This window comes from Rheinheimera maricola, assembly GCF_016918075.2.
Classification (GTDB): Bacteria; Pseudomonadota; Gammaproteobacteria; order Enterobacterales; family Alteromonadaceae; genus Alishewanella; species Alishewanella maricola_A.
In genome coordinates, this window is sequence record NZ_JAERPS020000007.1 from 104,274 (window position 1) to 121,174 (window position 16,901).

The 16,901-nt window shown below is 41.5% G+C and carries 12 protein-coding genes; 10 read left to right on the forward strand and 2 right to left on the reverse strand.

Annotation, left to right across the window (positions count from 1 at the left end; all coding sequences use genetic code 11):
* Nucleotides 1-56: 56 nt before the first annotated feature.
* Complete coding sequence (locus I4W93_RS17565) at nt 57-1,367, reverse strand: metallophosphoesterase (RefSeq protein WP_205312160.1); 1,311 nt, start codon at nt 1,365-1,367, stop codon at nt 57-59.
* Nucleotides 1,368-1,511: 144 nt separating this feature from the next.
* Between I4W93_RS17565 and I4W93_RS17570 the strand changes: the two genes are divergently transcribed.
* A complete protein-coding gene (locus tag I4W93_RS17570) occupies nt 1,512-2,876 on the forward strand; it encodes a M24 family metallopeptidase (RefSeq protein WP_205312159.1) in 1,365 nt (454 codons plus the stop codon).
* Nucleotides 2,877-2,911: 35 nt separating this feature from the next.
* On the opposite strand, the gene I4W93_RS17575 is transcribed toward I4W93_RS17570, so the two are convergent.
* Entirely contained in the window at nt 2,912-3,703 is a 792-nt protein-coding gene (locus I4W93_RS17575; protein WP_205312158.1) for a leishmanolysin-related zinc metalloendopeptidase, read from the reverse strand.
* A gap of 249 nt (nt 3,704-3,952) precedes the next feature.
* On the opposite strand from I4W93_RS17575, the gene I4W93_RS17580 reads away from it, so the two are divergent.
* The 9 genes from I4W93_RS17580 to I4W93_RS17620 all read left to right on the forward strand — a co-directional run bounded on the left by I4W93_RS17580 (nt 3,953) and on the right by I4W93_RS17620 (nt 16,880).
* On the forward strand, nt 3,953-5,533 hold the full coding sequence (locus tag I4W93_RS17580) for a methyl-accepting chemotaxis protein (protein ID WP_205312157.1): 1,581 nt from the start codon (nt 3,953-3,955) through the stop codon (nt 5,531-5,533).
* Nucleotides 5,534-5,719: 186 nt separating this feature from the next.
* Nucleotides 5,720-7,714 carry a CsgG/HfaB family protein gene (locus tag I4W93_RS17585; protein ID WP_205312156.1) on the forward strand — a complete coding sequence of 665 codons (1,995 nt, stop codon included), beginning with the start codon at nt 5,720-5,722 and terminating at the stop codon, nt 7,712-7,714.
* Between the two features lie 8 nt (nt 7,715-7,722).
* A complete protein-coding gene (locus I4W93_RS17590) occupies nt 7,723-9,705 on the forward strand; it encodes a fibronectin type III domain-containing protein (RefSeq protein ID WP_205312155.1) in 1,983 nt (660 codons plus the stop codon).
* A 122-nt stretch (nt 9,706-9,827) separates the two neighbouring features.
* Complete coding sequence (gene tssA / locus I4W93_RS17595; RefSeq protein ID WP_205312154.1) at nt 9,828-11,411, forward strand: type VI secretion system protein TssA; 1,584 nt, start codon at nt 9,828-9,830, stop codon at nt 11,409-11,411.
* Nucleotides 11,412-11,424: 13 nt separating this feature from the next.
* Nucleotides 11,425-11,913 (forward strand): type VI secretion system contractile sheath small subunit, encoded by a 489-nt coding sequence (gene tssB, locus I4W93_RS17600; protein ID WP_205312153.1) that lies wholly within the window; start codon nt 11,425-11,427, stop codon nt 11,911-11,913.
* 12 nt (nt 11,914-11,925) lie between these two features.
* Nucleotides 11,926-13,407: a type VI secretion system contractile sheath large subunit gene (gene tssC / locus I4W93_RS17605; RefSeq protein ID WP_205312152.1), complete on the forward strand. Its 1,482-nt coding sequence runs from the start codon at nt 11,926-11,928 to the stop codon at nt 13,405-13,407.
* A gap of 8 nt (nt 13,408-13,415) precedes the next feature.
* A complete protein-coding gene (tssE, locus tag I4W93_RS17610; RefSeq protein ID WP_205312151.1) occupies nt 13,416-13,847 on the forward strand; it encodes a type VI secretion system baseplate subunit TssE in 432 nt (143 codons plus the stop codon).
* Between the two features lie 4 nt (nt 13,848-13,851).
* Nucleotides 13,852-15,636 carry a type VI secretion system baseplate subunit TssF gene (tssF, locus tag I4W93_RS17615; protein WP_205312150.1) on the forward strand — a complete coding sequence of 595 codons (1,785 nt, stop codon included), beginning with the start codon at nt 13,852-13,854 and terminating at the stop codon, nt 15,634-15,636.
* A complete protein-coding gene (locus tag I4W93_RS17620; RefSeq protein ID WP_205312149.1) occupies nt 15,600-16,880 on the forward strand; it encodes a type VI secretion system baseplate subunit TssG in 1,281 nt (426 codons plus the stop codon). The genes tssF and I4W93_RS17620 overlap by 37 nt, the downstream gene beginning before the upstream one ends.
* Nucleotides 16,881-16,901 lie beyond the last annotated feature (21 nt).

Consider the following 16,901-nt stretch of genomic DNA (forward strand, 5'->3'; position numbering starts at 1 on the left):
CTGGTTTTCATTGCTATCTTAAGCGGGCAGCCGGCTTTGGCGGTAATCAGCCCTGCTTACTCCGGCTTGGTTGCACGATTGAAAAATGCTTTGGCCCGATTAAGCTCGCTAAGGTGGGCTTGGTTTGCCGCTAGTGCTTGCCAGTCAGCCGCACTAAATAAGTTAAATGCTCGATAGTGTGGCGCGGTCTCTTTAAAGCGGGTTTTTACCATATCTAAGGCAATAAAGTGCGCTTCGCCAGAGCTGATAAGCAGTGCGGTGTCGCTATGCTCGGCTTCTACAACAATTAATTTGCCGGCATATTTTTTCTCTGGCTTTAGCGCTGGTGTATGGCCAATAACCAGTGTGTCTGCCGCAAAATATGCCAGCAATTGCTGCAAGTGTTGCTCATTTGCCTGTTGCTGTTGGCTGTCATCACTCAGTAAGGCGCGGTATTGGCTTAAGCCCGTTGGGCCATAAAATAATTGATAATCTGCATCGCTTATAGCGTCCGCAGGCTGTGGTAGCGTAGCGTAGTAGCGCTGATTCAACTGTTGCAAGTTCAAGCCACTTGCCAGCGTATTTGCACTGATACCGCCATGGGTAAACAGATAACCACCAATGCGGGCAATAATCGGTTGCTGCCTTAACCAGCTACCTAACACTGTATTGGCAGTAAAGCTCTGCTCATAAGGCATCAATTGTTCTATGGCCCAGAAATGTTCTGTTTCGACCCTATCGACCAGGCCGCGCATTACATATTGTTCGTGATTACCATGCAGTAACAGTAGCTGCCCGCCGTGTTGCTGTGCTTGTTGTGCCAGCGCATATAAACGCCAAAGTAAATCAAACACCTGCCTGCCACGGTCCACTGCATCGCCCAAAATAACTACCTGACCGTTGCCAAACTGCCAGTTACCATTGGCATCGGTAACACCTGCTTTACGGGCCCATTGCTCAAAAAATGCGATGTTGCCTTCAAGATCACTGATCACGGCTATGCGTTCTGCCTGCGGCAGATCTGCATTTATTGTAAAAGGTTGTGTTTGCAACGGGTACCGATAATGCTGGCCATGACAGTTCAGCTGTAGCTCAGTGGCCTGCAGAGGTAATGTTTCGGTAATAATTTTGTCCTGGCACCAGGCCTTGAGTTGCAATGCCTCACCGGTATTTGTCACTACTGGGCCTTGCAGACCATTAAGCATAGGCCGGCTAGCCGAGATACTTCCTGCAGCGTTCCACTTAATTTCGCCGACAGCAATTGGCAGATAGACTTTGCTGTACACGCCACCCTGGGTTAGCTCGACCGTAGCATTGGCTAATATAGTTGTCGCTATAGTGATAACTAGCAACAGTACGCAGATGAGTAGCTTAACTATTATTTTCATTTATCGTGCTTCATATACAAAAAATAAACATGCGGCACCATATCTGTATTTACTTTTAAATACAATCTTAACGTTGCTAAGCTATTGCTTTCGAACGTTTAATGGCTTAAAAACGATAAGACAATAACAATGCAGGGTGCACTGATGAAAGCCGTTACCACTTGTTTAACCTTTGTTGCTGCACTATGTAGTTGCACCGTTGCGGCGAAAACCGCTGAGTTCACTCAGGGGCGGCAGTTATTCTCGGCGGATAACTATCAAGTACTGACGCCGCGTCAACGAGTGGGCATAGAAAATCAGATTTTGATGCAGCGACTAGAGCAGCTGTTACCTCAGTTGATGGCTGAAACCGGTCTGGATATGTGGCTGGTGATCAACCGTGAATATGCTGAAGACCCATTGTATTTTACTTTGGTACCGCAACCGACTTTTGCTGCGCGGCGCACCACCATGTTGCTGTTTAGCCGTAATGCCGACGGTAGTGTAGATAAACTATCAGTTAACCGTTATCCGCTGGGCGAACCTTATCAGTCAGCCTGGGCCGGTGGCGATTTAACCGCACAATGGCAGGCACTGGCCGCTGAGATTGTTAAGCGTACACCGCAGCAAATTGGCATTAATGTCTCGGCGCACTGGGCTATAGCAGATGGATTAACCGCCGGGTTACATCAGCAGCTGCTTAAGGTATTGCCAGCGGAATATCATCATCGTTTGGTGCCGGCCGAAAATCTAGCTGTACGTTGGCTAGAGCAGCGTACGGCAGCCGAGCTTGCCGTGTATCCGCAGGTGGTAAGCCTGGCCCGGGCGGTTATCGCGGAAGCCTTTAGCAACAAAGTGATTACGCCCGGCGTAACCAGTACAGACGATGTTGCCTGGTATATCCGTGAGCGCTATGAACAGCTTGGCCTGCCAGTGTGGTTTATGCCCTATGTTAGTTTGCAGCGTGCTGGCATGCCCTGCAAAGCAGACAGCCCGGCATGTGGCAGTGCTGGTGTGATCCAACGCGGCGATGTGCTGCATACAGATGTCGGTATTTGTTATTTGAAGCTGTGCACTGATACGCAGGAAATGGCTTATGTGTTACACAACGATGAAGCTGATGTGCCTGCCGGCTTTAAAGCGGCATTAGCAACCGGTAATCGCTGGCAAGATCTGTTAACCAGCGAATTTAAAGCTGGCCGTAGTGGCAACCAAATATTAGCGGCAACGCACAAGGCAGCGGCGAAAGCCAAAATAAACCACAGTACCTATACTCATGCGCTGGGCTTTGTTGGCCATGCCCCGGGCCCAACCATTGGCATGTGGGATAATCAAGGGGATACCCCAATACAAGGCGATTGGCCGCTATATGCCAATACCGCTTATGCTATCGAAGGTAATATAAAACAGGCGCTACCTGAGTGGGACGAACAGTTGCTACAGATTAAGCTTGAGCAAAGCGCCTATTTTGATGGTAAAGGGGTTATTTATTTGGCTGGCAGGCAAACGCAATGGCACTTGGTGCGCTAGCTCCGGCCAGCCAAATATAAGCTGAGGGTTTACATTTAGTTACGTAACTTTTTCCTTAAACCAAATAAGCCTAGTAATAATAACGCAAGCGCTGATGGCGCCGGTACCTGATTAATATTAACTGCATAATCCGGGTTAATTACGTAACCTAAGTCAGCAAAGGAGTTAATGGTGGTCAGGCTTATTGAGGATGGAAAGTCTAACCAGCCGGTCATTATTTCCGGGTCACCGCCGCCATCGGTCTCGTCCCAATGGCCGCCTGCAGTGCCTGGTCCGCCGCCCTGCTCTACCGGAACAAAGGTGGCGCCAGGATTACTTAGCTGATAAGCCGCTAATCCATATGCGCCGACGTAATTGCCATTTACATCTAACACGTCATTAAACGGTGCGCTCCACAGCGTGCCAAAACCAATCACATGAGCCATTTCATGTATTATTACATCCAGCAGTGAGCCTTGGGCTTCCAGGTTTAACAAATCTGCCGCATCAAACTGCATAATGCCTGCAGTTGCATAAACATAAGTAGGCAGGAAAATGCCAAAAGTTGGCCCAGCCTGGCCGAGAATACCGCCTGGTCCGTCAATAGCCGGCCCTGAAGCACTAATATCCAGACCTGGCCCGGCATATTCGTCGCGATAACCAATAATCAGAGTTTCCCAAAACAACTCAGCCTGAGAGAAGATGCTTTGCTGAGATGCAGTTAATCCGCCATCAAAATTTACTCTGATATCGAAGTCATAAATTATCGCGGCACAAACCGGGCTGCTAAATGTAAGTGAAGCAACAAGCAAAGCCATGCCAATTTTTATTCTTTTTAATGCCGACATTTAATGTATTCCTTATGTCAATGTTGTAACCAGACGCGACAAGTACAAAAGCAAATCGAGTGACACAAGCAATATTCAGGCCTAAATAATTTATCTATTAAAATCATTGGCATGTGATGGTCTCGTTCGAAAAGTTTTATCAATTGTAAATTATGCTGACACGAAGATAGCCTATAGCGTTCCTAAGTATATGGTTTATGCTAAGTAACATAGCATTAGTTATAAAATTGCCCAACTGAAGGGATCTAAATGAGAAACAACCAACCGGTAACACAAAGAGAGCACATCTTTCCCATTTCTGATCGCCTTATTTCCGGCACCGATGCCAAAGGTAACATTACCTACTGTAATATGGCCTTTATTAATGCCAGTGGTTACAACAAAGATGAGTTAATTGGGAAACCACACAATCTAATTCGCCACCCGGATATGCCTGAAGCAGTATTTAAAGAAATGTGGCAAACAATTGCGGCAGGACATGTCTGGATGGGGCTGGTAAAAAACCGGCGTAAAAATGGTGACCATTATTGGGTTAGCGCTTTTGTTACTCCGGTGTTTGAAGCAAATAAAGTAGTAGGTTTTGAATCTGTGCGAGTGGCAGCACTTGAAGCTGAAAAATCCCGCGCTGAAGCTGCTTATGCCAGATTACGTCAGGGGAAATCAAATTTACCTGTCACTCGGCGAATTGCGCATGCGCTAAGTACGTTTTCGCCAATACTTGTGCCCGGCGTATTGGGTTCTGGCTTGCTATATAACTTTTTTGGCGCCGTGCCTGGTATGATTATGCTGAGCACGCTCACATTGTCTACATTGTGGTTGGCGTACCGGCAAAAAGCAGAGTTGTTAGATATTGTAAGTATTAGCCCAGAGTCTTATGCAAATTCAGTAGTGGCAGAAAGTTACTTTACTGATGTCGGCAGTAAAGCTCGGGTCAAATTAGCCCTGGCATGTGAAATTGCCAGAAACCGCACTGCATTAACCCGTATTGCTGATGCTGCCACTGTACTGGATAGTATTGTACAAGATACACAACAGGAATCTGAGTCGACATCGGCTGCTGTTGCACAGCAAAGCCATGCCACACAGCAAATTGCTTCGGCCATTACGCAAATGTCGGCAGCAATCCAGGAAGTTGCCAGCAATGTACAAACCAATGCAGAAAGTGCATCTAATGCCCTTAGCAGTGTTGATGATGGCGCCAAGCTGGCACAAGAAGCAAAGACAGCCATTGATGCGCTGAGCAGCTCCGTGGTCAGCATTGCCGCCACAGTGCGTGAACTAGCTGAGTCAACCAGTGAAATTGGTCAAGCGGCTAATTTAATTTCTTCTATAGCTGACCAAACCAATTTACTGGCGCTAAATGCGGCTATCGAGGCCGCTCGTGCTGGAGAGCAAGGCCGTGGTTTTAGCGTAGTGGCAGATGAAGTAAGGTCTTTAGCGTCAAAAACGCGCGAATCGACAGATAAAATTCATAAAATTGTTGAGGTACTAACTGCAAGAGCAATGAGCGCGGTAGGGGTGTCGGAGCAAGGCGAAAAAGCGGCTCATCACGGTGTAGCAACGGTAGAGAATACGCGTTCGGCGTTAAATAACATTAGAGACTCAGTTAGAACTATCACCGAGCTAACCCAACAAATGTCAGCCGCGGTAGAGCAGCAAAGCACGGTGGCCGAACATATTAACCAGCAAATTATCGAAATTGCAGATTCAACATCACTCACGCAAACATCGGCAAACTCGGCCTTAAATGCCAGCCAACGGTTGGCTAAAACCCTTGTTAATGTGCGCTCTATCATTGACAGGTTTTCACTGGGTAAGCGTAAAAGCTAGCCTGGGCAATATTGCAATCATTTACGTGGGCTAACGTAATCAATTATGAATGTCCGATTAGTATTTTTAACCCTTATATAGCTACGTATGGGTTAGTAATTGCGAATTATTACCAGCACTTGCATCAAGCGCTTTTTTTGTTATATTAAAATCGAAAGAAAGACTAACTGAATTAAGGATTATCGTATGACCAAAGGATTGATTTATATTCTTGTTATCATCGTTGTCGCTGGTTGCGTGAGTACATCAAACAAAGGTGAACAAGATTTTAAGGCTTCCAATGAGTTAGCGACAGCGCAGAAGTATGAAGAGGCGATAGCGTATCTTGAATTGGCAATTTCTAAGTCTCCCAAAAACAGTCAATACATTCAGCGTTTAGATGAACTTAAAAAAAGTTATTTCCAAAATGCATCATTAACTATTCAAAACCTGCAGAAAGAGGAGCTAACGAAAGCTAAGTTAGACGAAATAGAATCGAATATATCAGGCTTAGAAAATGCAGGGATAGATAGCAGCTTAATCAGCCCTCTGAAAACGAGCTTTGCCAATACGGCTGCTATTTTTTTTGATGATTTGAAGCTGCGTCACTTAAAGGCGCAATCATCGATTGATCAAGCAGATTGGGTCAATGCGCATAAAGAATTATCGAAAATTAATTCTAAATATCCAAATTATGAGGATGTTAATCAAAGAATTAACACCGTTGAGTCTCAAGCTCTGCGAAGTTTCGTAAGAACAGCTAACGATGCCCTTCAGGCAGACAAATTCGATGTTGCTGAAGAGGCAATCGATAAGCTTTTGTTGATTTTGCCTAATAACCCCATTGCATTGAACTTAGATAAGAAGTTGCGCAGTATAGATAGACCTAAGCATTTTTCTGAAAAAGCAATTAGAGCATTTGAGACGCAGGATTGGGCTACGGTGATTGAAAGTTGCAAGCTAGCTGGATCATATAAGAGCTCGATGCAATGTTTAGAGATGGTCGATACGTCCAAAAAGCGTTTGACTGCAGAAATAATAAAATCGATCGACGCTACGATGGCAGAGCGTCGCTATTTTAGAGCCGCCCAACTATATCGTCAATTGACAGACTTGAATCCTTCAGATGAGAATGGCCTAAAAATAATTAAAGATAAATTAGCGAGGAACATTAATCAAAGTGCGATGAGCTATCAATCGATGGGTAACAATGCGATTGCATGGCACTTGTTACAATTGAATGAATCCCTGGATTCATACTACCCCGATTTACAGCGCCAAAAGCTTGATGCTGAGGATGATGTAATGGCTAAAAGTCGACGTTCAATAGCAGTGTTCGACTTCAGTAGTCCAAGCGAAGCAAGTAATTCGGGTGTAATTGTCGCTAACAATCTTATATCCAAATTATTTAATAATGCAAGCCGGGATATCCGTGTCATAGAGCGAGATAGCCTATTGTCCATACGCGATGAAATGAAGATTGGCCAGTCGAGCACAATATCTGAGACCGCGGCTAAAGAGATGGGAAAAAATTATGGGATTGATTATGCAATTATAGGGTCGGTATTGCTATATCGTGTTGATGAAAGCACCTCAACAAGTTCGAAAAGTGTTCGATATAAGATTGGGGAAAAAATCGATGACAATATTGAATATTTGAACTGGAAAGCGACGAACCCATCTCCAACCAAAAAGGAGCTTCAAGAAGCCCCTAAAGCGAAAATAATGGTTCCTGAATACGGTCAAAAAGATTACGAAGTAACCCAAAAGAGAAAGGTTGGGTTTATACAATTGTCGTTCCGTATCGTTAATGTCTTGACAGGTGAGAATACACATGTAGAAACGCTTGAAAAAACGTTGGAAGTTACCGCTTCCGCAAATTCAGGCGTGGAGGAGGCTGGCGTGAAATTCCAAGAAATGCAAATTGCCACGAATACAGAGATATTGCAAAGTCTAACTGATGAAATTGTCGAAAATATGGCTTCTGAAATTTTAAATCCTCTACAAAGACTAGGAATGTTTTATTTCGATGCGGCAACTGATAGAGAGCAGCGGAATGAGCTTGATCAGGCAATAGAACTATACACCTATGCAATTTTTAACGAAAAACTTAAATCCGTTACAAATTCACCGCTTATAGAGTCTGCAAGTGACAAGCTTAAAAGGTTATTGGCAGACTACCGTTTCTCGGCTGAAAAGTAGGAATGCCCATGCCGTGTCTTAGCGCTGCAGTTTCTAGAGCTTTAATTTTTTTTTGCATGGTTTTTTCAGCATGTGTAATAGGGCAAGGGCGTATAGCAATCGTACAGTTTGATGCGGCTAGCATGGATGTTGTAGGCCTTGAAAGCAAGCTTACTTATACCATCCGAGTAGAACTAAGTAAGCGCAGTGCTCTGCAAATTATTTCTCAGCGTGAAATGGAACTATCGTTAGTGCGCAATGATATACAACAAAAGTTTGATAGGACTGAAGCTTCTAGAGCTGCTGAGATATTGAATGTTGATTATGTCTTAATTGGTAAGGTAAGACGTGTAGGAGCTAAAATCCTCGCCGACGTTGAGCTGATTTCTCGATTAAGCAATCATCCTGTAAACACTTGGATTTTTAGTTTCAATAATCAACAAGACTTTGACCCAAAAAGTATAGAAATTGCTGATGAAGTTGTAGCAGCTTTAAAAGGAAAAGATTCTGACAATTCGCTAAATCAACAAGCGTCTATAATTTCTTGGACTTCTAATTTTAATGCGGTTGTAGTTGATAACATGGCAAATCTAACCTGGAGTCTGTCTGGTAAAACATCTTCAGCAATAGGATTTAACATATACAGATCTAGAGAGGTTGACGGCCCCTTTAACTTTGTAACAAGCGTTGTAGATAGTTTCTACAGCGATGATATATCGACTTTATCGGGCAACATTTACTATCAAATCGCATTAATGACAGAGAATGGTGAAGAAATACGAAACTCAGATATAATTAAAATTGTAAAGAGTACAGAAGTATTGGCTACCTTAGCTGCACCTGTTGTTATTAAATATTCGCCTGAGATTTCTGGTCCTGAGCTACACATTTTTCCTTCAGCCAAAAAAAGTAGTTTAGAACCAACGTCATATCAATTATTGCGAAAAACAGGTGACGAGCAATGGCGAGTTGTAGATGAATATCGAGTTATGACAGATTCCTATGGTAGGTTTGAGAGCAATCAAATCGTATTAAAAGATAAACAAATACAGAGTTTGACGGCAGAAGCAGTATATGCTTCCCGAGCTGAATCGAACGGGAAACTCGGCGAAATATCAGAATTATTTACCTACTCTATTCCAGACAAAACAGTAGCTTATGTCGAAGAAATTAATTTTCTAAGGAAAGTTAATATATTCTGGGGCGCGATAGAAGGTAGCAAGGGCTATTATGTCTATCGACGGAAAACAGGTGATAAAAGCTGGAATAAGATCTCTGACTTAATTGATCCGCAAATACTGAAATACTCTGATTCAGATTTTAATGTTGACGGTGAAAGTTATGATTATGCTGTTTCTTATGTCACTTCGTCTGGGGAGTCTGGTCTAGGGACTCACGTTAGCTGGTCAACGAAGTCCATATTTTCAATGCCGAAAAATATTGAAGCGGTATTTAATTCTGATGGTAAAGTTGTTCTAACGTGGAACAGTGATTCTGATCCCGATGTTATCGGCTACCGAATTTATCGAGCCCCATACCCTAATCGGAATGAAAAGGTTGAATTAACGAATATTGCTGAAGTTGTTTGGTCTGAAAGGCCAATGTACGAAGACAGTGTAGGTTTGACGTCAGGACTTAGATACCAGTATTCAATATCGACTATCAATAGCTTTGGTGGAGAAGGAGAAATTTCTGAGCCTATAGTTGTACAAATCTCCTCATTGCCTGCTCCAGTAAAAAATCTGGATGTTCGGTTAAGTTCGGGCGTTGTAGAATTATCTTGGAAATATGATACCGAATCACAGACACATCAATATCTAATCGAGCGATCTACTAATGACGGCAATTGGGAGCAATTAGCTATTCTGCAACCAGAAAAGTTAAATTATATAGACGAGACTGTCAGTAATAATACATCTATAGTTTATAGTATTTCAGTGATAGATTCAGATGCAATACAAAGCAAATCAACCTTGTCTAGCATAATCGAGGTGACTGATTTAAACAATTAACCGTTTGTATTGGCGATAATTAAATACTAAACATATACTATTTACGAATGTTAGTTGACGAGTCGTCTGAGAGACGCATTTCAACTGTGAACGGTAAAAAGTTGCTTTTAAAGGCTTGAAAATTGGAATTTCAAATACCTAAATTGATTGCACCTCTCCAAGGCGAGAAGGCTGGAGCGGATCCCCAATCTTTCGCAGATTATGACTTTTTGATTACCGAAATAGCTAAGCTAGATGGTATCCAAAGAGTAGTGCTTGACTGGAAACGCATTGCCGACACTTGCACGGCTTTATTGACGGAATCAACAAAAGATTTAAAAACTGCAAACTTTTTGGCTTTTGCATGGTTTCAGGAATACAAATTTGCAGGCTTGAAAGCCGGCTTCGAACTGCTAGAGTGCTTAGTAGCCGGAGACCTGAGTGAAGAACTCTATCCTCGCAGGGCTAAGCGTCAGGAGAAAGCAAGAGCTGCTGCGTTTTTGTGGCTTGCAGCAAAGTTAGAAAAGCATTTTAACTCTTACTTACTCGACGAAGCGCGTGATTTAGATAACGCAGAATCTGCGATTGAACAATTTGAAAGTCTTGATAAAGCTATAAAAAAGTATTTGGGTGATGATGCTCCTTTATTTATTGAGTTGAAGACGGTATTTAATCGATTTAAATTAGTAATTGAACAACAGAAATCTATTCAAATTCAAAAAACATCAGATCAGCAGCCGCCTGCTGTTGAAAAGTTTGAAGAAAAAGCAATAGAGAGTACATCTCCAAAAGTTGAGTTGCCAAAAAATGTATCTGATCTCGACATTAATAAGACATTAAGTTCGTCGAGCCAGGCTATTCGAACTGTAGCCCAGAAGATGAACGAGCAACATCCTTATTCTCCCAATGTTTTATATTTAAACCGCACAGCGAAGTGGATTTTAATACAGCAACTACCTGGCGCTGGTGTGTTAGAGCAGCAACCTAATGAGCAAGTACTTAACAAGCTAGCTTCACTTGAATCGAACAAAAACTACGCTGAGCTTTTTGATGCTGCTGAACGTGAATTCAACAATGGAGCAATATTCTGTCTATTACTACATAGATACGTCTATAATGCTCTAGTTGCACTTAATCAAGAATTGTGTGCAAAGGTCGTACTCACAACAACTACAAACTTCATTTCTCGTTTTCCCGATATTTTTGATGCTAAGTTTAGAAACGGTCAGCCTTTTATTGATGATTTAACAAGGACCTGGTTGGAGTCTAAGTCAACTAAAGATTCATCATCTAGTGATGAAGATAGTGTCGACTCTGCTTTAACACCGTGGCTTGACGCAAGTTTTAAAGCTACATCTCTTTTAGCAGAAGGAAAATTGCAAGAAGCGTTTAAGCTATTCCAAAGTGGTTTAGATCAGGCAAAAGGAGTACGCGATTCATTGTATTGGCGCTATGAAATGGCAGCTTTAGTAGCAAAAACTGGTCACGACGATGTTGTGTTGCTTAAACTTAACCATATTTACCAGCTATTAAACGACACGAAAGTTTTAATTTGGCAGCCCGAACTTTCAATTAAGGTTCTTAAGTTGATGCTGACCTGCCATAAAAAAATACAGCAAAAAGTTAAATATGATCCCCCCATGCTTGAGTTAGTTAATATGTTGAAGCATGACTTAATAAAGTTGGCCCCTTCTGAGGCTTTAGCATTAATCGAATCTAAAACTTAAATGAGAGAATTATATGAGTAAAAGTAGCTCAATTGCTCCAAAGGAGCGTGTCAACATAACTTACACTGCCCATATCGGTGACGCGAAGCAAGAAGTCGAATTACCAAATAAGCTGCTTGTTGTTGGTGATTTTACGATGCGCGAAGACGAAGATGGGATTCAAGAAAGAGATACTGTCGAGGTTAACAAAAATAACTTTAATGACGTAATGGCAAAACAAAATTTGAAAGTCAGTATGGTAGTCGAAAATAAACTGACTGATGCCGAAGGTATTGATATGAATGTATCATTAGACTTTAGAAACATAAAAGATTTCGAGCCAGGAAATATAGTAAAGAAAGTACCTGAGCTCAATAGTTTACTAGAGTTAAGGGATGCATTAACCTTTTTGAAAGGGCCGTTAGGTAATATACCTGCGTTTAAAAAACAGCTTGAAAGACTACTTAATGACGAAGGCACGCGTGCTAAGCTAATGAATGAACTTGGCATAGATAAAGAGTAAGGTGTGATAAATATGACTAATGAAGAGAAAAAAATTCAGTCTGCTGAAGCCGTCCTCGAAGAAAGCGTGTCGTTGTTAGACCAAATTATGGAACACGCAAACATAGCTAAATCCGATGAGTCATATGATGTCGCAGCAAAAGGCGTACAAGCTTTCATGGCTGCTATGTTGAAAGCTGATAAGAAAGATGAGCGAGTTCGAAAAGCACTAATTGATGAAATGATTTCTGAGGTAGATAAGAAACTCAGTGTTCAGCTTGATACAATTCTCCATAATGGAGACTTTCAAAAATTGGAGTCTGCGTGGCGTGGGCTTCACTTTCTAGTTCAGCGCACTGATTTTAGAGAGAACAATAAAATTCATATCTTAAATGCTTCCAAAGAAGATTTGGCAATGGATTTTGAAGACGCTGCTGAAATCTCAGAGTCGGGATTTTATAAGAAAGTATATACTAGTGGCTACGGTACTTTTGGCGGAGAGCCTTACAGTAGTATTATTGCCAATTATGAATTTGATCACAGTTCTCCGGACATTAGTCTCATGCAGTCAATGTCTAGTGTCGGGGCAATGTCTCATGCCCCAGTTATTGCTGCTGCGAGTCCAAAATTTTTTGGCTGTGATGATATTCAAGACCTGGCAAAGTTAAATGATATCGCCTCCATTTTTGAAGGTCCCCAATATGCGAAATGGCGATCTCTTCGTGAATCAGAGGACTCTCGTTATCTCGGTTTAACTATGCCGCGATTTTTATTGCGCCTGCCTTATGACAGTAAGGAAAATCCGATTAAGGCATTCGATTACAATGAGTCTATTGAAGAAGACCACAACAGATATTGCTGGGGTAATACCGCTTTTGCGATGGCAACAAGATTAAATGACAGCTTTGCTAGCTATCGTTGGTGTCCAAATATCATCGGCCCGCAAAGTGGTGGTGCCATGACGGACCTACCTCTACATCATTACGAAACAATGGGGCAGCTTGAAACAAAAATACCTACAGAGGTATTGATTTCAGATCGGCGCGAGTTTGAGCTTGCAGAGGCTGGATTTATTCCATTAACCTTTAGGAAAGGTAGTGATAATGCAGCCTTTTTCTCAGCTAACTCGATACAAAAGCCGAAGACATTTGGCTTGAGTAAAGAAGGCAAGGCTGCGGAAACTAACTATAAACTGGGCACGCAACTTCCATATATGTATGTTGTGAACAGACTGGCCCATTACATTAAGGTTTTACAGCGTGAGAACGTTGGTACAACACTTGAGAGGCTTGATATTCAAGACCAACTGAACGTTTGGATACGCCAGTATGTTGCCGATCAGGACGGAGCAAGTGCTGACGTTAGGGCTCGCAGGCCTTTGCGGTCCGCCTCTATTACAGTTGATGACATAGAAGGCGAGCCGGGCTTCTATAAGGTTGGTATGCAGGTTAGGCCTCATTTTAAATACATGGGTGCCGATTTTACACTGTCTTTAATCGGTAAACTTGATAAGTAGTACCAAGCATGAGTAAAGTGCAAAAAAAAGAAAGTTATTTGATGCGGAGAGTCAAAACTGGGGTTGACGGTAAAACAACCAGCGTTGAGTTTGACCATCACGTATATAAACAAACGGTTTTTTTGCATCTACAGAAAATATTCAATATACGTCAGGGTAGCTGCTTAGCTAACCCTGACTATGGCCTTCCGGATTTCAACGATCTCGATATGAAGTACGGATTTAGTATTGCTGTAAAAGAAGTAGTAAAAGCTATTAAGGAGAATATTGAAAAATATGAATCAGGTTTGAAGCGAGTCCGTGTAAATTTTGTCAGGGATGAAACCAAGCCGCTTGAGCTTAGGTTTGAAATTGTCGGCGTTTTAACCGCAAGAGGTCTCTCTGAACGTGTTCGTCTTGAAACTAGAAAGTCTTCTTCCGGGATTTTAGAGGTAGTCTAATTACATGGCTCAAAATAAGTTTTTTCAAGACGAACTTAACTATTTACGCGAGCTTGGAGCTGCTTTTGCTGAACAGAACCCCAGCCTTGCCAATTTGCTCTCAGAAGAAGGTGAAGATCCCGATGTAGAGCGATTGTTTGAAGGCTTCGCATTCCTCACCGGGAGGATCCGCCAAAAGCTAGAGGATGAAATTCCGGAAATTTCACATTCGTTGATAGAGTTGCTCTGGCCAAATTATCTCCGGCCGGTGCCGGCGATGAGCATATTAGCTTTTACTCCAAGACTACATGTTTTATCAGAGCAAACCAAAATAGCTAAAGGTGCAGTTGTACAATCTGCAGAGGTTGACGGCACTGCCTGTATATTCAGAACCTGTTACGACGTAGATGTTAGCCCCATAGCTATAAGTGATGCGAAAATTACTCATAAAACTGATAGTACTGAGTTGAGTCTCCATTTTAGTCTTGAGTCTGGCGTTGCTAGTGCAGATTTAGGGCTGAAAAAAATCAGACTATTTCTTCATGATGAGCAGAAAATCCAAGTTGCTACCGTTCTATACTTGCATTTTTTTAGATACTTGCAGAATTTCGATGTAGCGTTGAATTTTTATGACGGAACGGTAAAGCTAGTCCAGGGGTTGTCAAAAGAATATGTTCATCCTGTTGGGTTCGCTGATAGCGAAAGCCTCTTACCAGCAGATAGCAGCATGTTCTCGGGTTATAGACTATTGCAAGAGTACTTTCAGTTTCAGAAGAAATTTCTTTTTATTGATATTAAAGGAATAGGAAATTTAATTTCTCTTCCGGATATAGAATCATTTTCTTTGAAATTTAGGTTTTCAAAATTTGATATTGATTCAATAAAGAAAGAGAATTTTCGTCTTTTTTGCACGCCGATAGTGAATCTTTTTGAGCATGATGGGTCGCCAATTCGAGTCAATAACCAGCGAATTGAATATTTTTTAAGACCAGACACTAAGTTTAGTAGCCACATAGAAATTTTCTCCGTCGACAGTGTTGAAGGAAAGGTCAAAGGTAAAATAGATCAAAATACCTACACAGCGTATGAAACATTCCAGCATCATGATCTACAATTATCAACGAGTAATTCTTTCTTTTACAAGTTAAGAAAAGTCCCTGCTACCATTTCTGATGGTGTTGATCATTACTTATACCTGCATAATAGCAGCGCTAATGAGTTTGCAGATCATGAAGAGATTATAAGTACAAGGTTAACCTGCACAAACAGAAATTTAGCTAGTGCGTTACAAGTTGGTCAAGTGGCTTATTATAGTGGTAACTCTCCAGATATAGTAACGTTCAAAAATATTATAAACACAACTGAAGCACTTCCGCCACCTTTCGAACGAAAGCTTCACTGGCGTCTAATCTCAAATTTAGCAATACAATACAACAGTCTGGCTTCGATAGACTCTTTAAGATTACTAATTAAGTACTATGACTTTGCAGCAATAGGCAATCGTCAGAAACAACGTTCTAATCAACAAATGCACGAAGGTATTGAATTTATAAACACAAGCACGTACGAAAGAATTGTTAAAGGACTACCAGTGTCAGGGTTGAAAACTACGCTACATTTAAGAGAAAGTAAATTCGGTGCAAAAGGGCTAATTGGTGAAGCCAATATGTTTATTTTTGCGTCAGTTCTAAACATTTTCTTTTCGCAGTATGCTCGCACAAACTCGTTTCACATTTTGGAAGTTATTGCTGTTGAATCTGGTGAGAATTATCAATGGAACATGCATCACGGAAAACGCGCCTTGTTTTAACTAGGAAATTAGTTCAGGAACCAAAGAAATACACCTTCTCTAAGGCGGCAGAACTTATTGAACGAGATTTTGAAAATGGTATCTCCAGTCTTAAGTCCGTTAATAGTGAGCCTTTTTTGTTCAGGGCTAATCCAAGTTTTGCGTTTCCATCGTCAGACATAGATGATATCTATCAATTGGATGACGGGCGTTTCGAAGTAGTCGTAAACTTTATGGGGCTCTACGGCCCTGCTTCTCCATTGCCTGATTATTTTACTCAAGAAGTTATTGATGAATTAGTTGAAGTAGAATCAGTCGAATTGTCTACATTTTATATTCATTCTCTCTCTGAATTAAAAGCCTATCAGGAGAAGCGATTGGATATGCTTAATGTTAGAAAACGTCTGAATCAAGATACTAAAGACATTGGGTCTAATATAGTAAAAAAAATTGTGCTTTCTCAACAACAAATCACTGCGATACAGAAAGGCGAAACTATAGATAAGGTTCTAACTAACCTGCAATATAATGAGTTGTTTGAAAAAAAAGCCTATCTACAAATGCATCACAGACTGAGCGCTAACCAACGTGATTTTTTAGATGTTTTCAATCATCGTCTCATCTATCTTTATTTGCAAGCAACTCGGAAATATCATCCTTATCGAACATCAAATTTAACGAACGACTATAATCTGAATATATTATACAGCCTTATTGGTGCGCCATCTGAGGCTGATCGCTTAGAGTCACCCGTTAAATGGCATAAGCTTTTGAAATTTTCAGGACTGTTGTCGCTCAAGCAAGGATCTGCCGAAGTAATTAAAAAAGTTATAGCCGGTTATTTTGATGTGTATTTGGAGAACGTTGAAGTTGAAGAATGTGTTTTCCGTGAAATTTCTATACCTTTAGATCAGGTCAGTTATCTGGGTTTCGCTAATAATGGACTAGGAGAAAGTTTCCTTTGTGGCCAACGTATTGGTGATTGCCAAGGTAAGTTCAGGGTTCATCTTTTTGGATTAGATGATGATACTTACTTTAGATTTATTCCAGAAAAAATAGGTCAACTAGTCGACAGTCATTATTACTTTGAATTAAAGGCACTGTTAGAGTTCCTAAAATCGCCGGAACAAATTGCAGACGTTGGATTGCACTTAGATAATAAGAGCAGATTGCAATTTAATCTTGATCCTGTTTCGCCAACTATATTGGGTTATTCTAGTTGGTTGAACCCATCAGACACACAATCACGTCATGTCGTTATTTGACTAAAGCTCATATATAAAGGA